Below are 3,191 nucleotides of genomic sequence, written 5' to 3'. Positions count from 1 at the left end.
AGGGAAACACCGTTTTCAGATGTCAGGTAAGTACCGGCAACATAGTTACCCAGCAATACTACGCGGTCTGCACCAGCGCCGAGTTGCAGGAAGTTGGCGCCACGGGCCAGTGTCACGTCCAGCGCAGATTGTGCTGTCAGTGCACCTGCATCGATGGAAACACCGACTGTTGCGTTAGCAACGTTGACGTTGTCGATCGCACGGATAGTCAGGCGTTCGATGTGCGTTGTGGTGTTAGCAGCTTGATAGCTGTCAACCAATGCGTCAACGATGGTGTCGTTCAACTGGATTTGGGACACTTGGGTCACTGCTGTGTCGTTTGTCAGTTCGATGTTACCAACGTTGGAGATGCCGTTGAAGTCACCGATAGCTGCGTTTGTTGCATTGCGCAGTTCGATCACGTCGTCGTTCTTCTGGCTGTTGTTGGTGCTGTTGTTGTCAACTGCACCGCCGTTGATGGCGTGGGAGCCATTGAAGTTGGCATCTGTGAAGATGATGCGGTCTGCTGTGCGGCTTGCACCTTCTTCGCCGTTGTAGCTGAAGCGGCTTGTGGAGCTCAGTGTACGTGCATCAATAACTGCTGCACTTTCAATGGCTGTACCAGCTGTGTCTGCTGCATTGGCTGCATCATTGGCTGTGTCGTTGTCATTGACGATGGCCAGAACGCCTGCGTTGTTGTTGGCAGCGATCAGTTCATTGGTCAATGTCAGACGGTAGTTACCTGCACCGGCTACACCTGCATTGTTGGACGTACCAACCAGGCGGATTGTTTCGAAACCGGATACGTTAGTCCATTCAGACGCGCCCAGAGCGATAGTGTCGCCCAGTGCTGCACCTGTCAGGTCGCCGTCGATGACCAGTGTGTCTGTACCAGCACCACCAACAACTGTGTCGGAGATAGTCAGGCCAGCACGTGTGTCCTGGATGTTATCGAAAGTAACTGTGTCGTTACCTGCACCCATCTTGATGTTTTGCGCGCCGTTGGCTGCACCACTTGTGGATACGCGAACGATGACGCTGGCTGTTTCTGCGGAAGCGTCGATGTTAGCGGCGATCAGTTTGATCTGACCGGCTGTCAGGGACAACTCTTGTACGCCAGCGATGTTGGCTGCTGCTGCACCTGTTGTGTCGATACGGTACAAACCACCGTTACCTGCCACTGTGGTGTCGAGGTTCAGGAAAGTTGTTGTAGAACCAGCACCTGCTGTTGTACCAATGGTGATGGTGCCTGTGTGGGCAGCAACGTTGGCCAGAGCAACTGTGTTGGATTCTGTATCAGCATCAACCAGGGTGATGTTTTCTACTGCGTTGGTGTTCAACACGAAGTTGAAACGTGGGTCTACGTTCAAGCCTTCAGCGATGGTGACTGCAACTGTGTCGGATGCGCCAGTAGCAACAGCCAGATTGGCGTTGATGGTGGATTGGCCGATGGCGTTGGAGCCTGTGTCGCTATGACGGATGGTGATGGCTGCTGCTTGACCAACTGTCAGGTTGTTGAGTGTGAACACGTCTGTGCCAGCAACTGGTGCAGAATTTGCAGGCGCTGCTACGTTGGTGTTGGAGACGTTGCGGACCAGTACGCCTGTGACGTCTGGCAGTTTGGCAAAGTCAACTACGGACGCTGCGTTGTTCAACAATACTTGCAGGGCTTCTACTTTGGTGATGATGGAGGAACCAGCTGCACCGGCTGTGACGTTGCCGCCGTTGACGATAACGAGTGTATCTGTACCGTCGCCGCCTGTGATGCTGTCGCCTGTTTCTACTGTGTCAGCCAGGTAGAATGTGTCGTTACCAGAACCACCAGTGATAGTGACGTTTTGGACGGAACCGGATGTGTCAGCTTTACCTGTAGTGAAGATGCCATTGCCGAGGTTCAATGTCAGGTTGCCTTTGAATGCGGATGCATCAATGGCGGACAGACGGCCTGCAGCCTGGAGGATACCACCGGAGTAGTTGACGGATTCAATGGTTGTTACGCCATTGACAACATTGGATGTCTGGGCCAGTGTGAGGTCTTTGTCGCCAGTGATGATGACTTTGCCTGCTGTACCTGTGTCCATTGGCAGGTTCAAGGTGCCGATGTTGTTGGTGTTGCCTGTGCTGTTGATGGTCAGTGTTTCGTAACCTTGGTTGGCAACGCCTGCAGCGGATGTGCCGGAAACGTTTTGACCAATGTTGACTGTACCAACTTGTACGTCGGACAGGTTCAGTGTACCTGTGTTGGCGCCGAGCAATGTGCCATTGCCGAAGGAGAATTCAACGACGCCTGTGTTGTTGGCGTTGGTGTTGGTCAGGTTCAGTGTTTCTACAGCTTGTTTGATGTTTTCAATACGGGCTGTGTTGGTACCTGCTGTAGATGCAATGCGGTTGATACCGATGTTTTTGAGGCCTGTACCATCTTGCAGATCGATCGCAACAACGGCGTTGTTGTTGATGTTGTTGGCATCAGCGGAACCGGTGAAGGAGAACGTGGCTGTCTGGATGTTTTTCAGCGTTGGCGTGATGATCGGTGCGCCGTTGTCGTTGGAGTTACCAACTGTCGCTGTCAACTTGTTGTTGGCAGTGGCTGATGTGTTGGAGCCTGTCAGTACGTCTTCGTCTTGCAGGGCATTGACACGGGAACCACCGTTTGGTGTGTACACCAGACCGGCTGTGAAGTTCTCAGCTGTGGCGATGTCTGTGTTGCTTGTCAGTGTGAAGTCTTTGACGCCACCACCGTTGACGATGGAGGAGATGACTGTATCTTGTACAGCGATCTGGGAGGCTTGTGTCGCGGAATCCAGCACTTTGCTGAGCCATTCTTTGGCCAGGTTGGTGTTGGAGGCCAGGGAGTAGGCTACGATTTCTTCGTTGGTGTCGATGGCTGTCGTGAACGATGTAGCTGCGGCAACTTTGGAGTCAACGGCTACTTTGTCTGCACCAGTGGCACCTGCCAGGATCGCCAGGGCGGCTTGGCCCAGGGTGACTTTGCTGGTCAGAATTTGTTGGGTCCAGTAGTTGAGACCTGCTACGTCAGCTTTGTGGCCGAACAGGTTGGTGTAGATGGTGTTGACGGTGTCTTCTGTCGTTTTACCTGCATACGCTGTGGCGTATTCTGCTTGCTTGGAGAAGCTGTCGGCAATTTGGTTCAGCGTGAAGCTTTGGGCCATCCAGTACGCCAGACCATTTGGGTCCGCTGGACGGTTGAAGTA

The 3,191-nt window shown here is 53.2% G+C and carries 1 protein-coding gene; it reads right to left on the bottom strand.

The window, feature by feature from the left end; genetic code table 11:
- The coding region (locus AC3WQT_RS28870) for a DUF4214 domain-containing protein (protein WP_492709468.1) at positions 1-3,149 on the bottom strand (3,149 nt) is incomplete at its 3' end.
- Positions 3,150-3,191: the final 42 nt, after the last annotated feature.

The sequence above is a fragment of the Undibacterium sp. FW305-107 genome (assembly GCF_058788535.1).
This window is presented reverse-complemented; position numbering and strand designations above follow the sequence as displayed.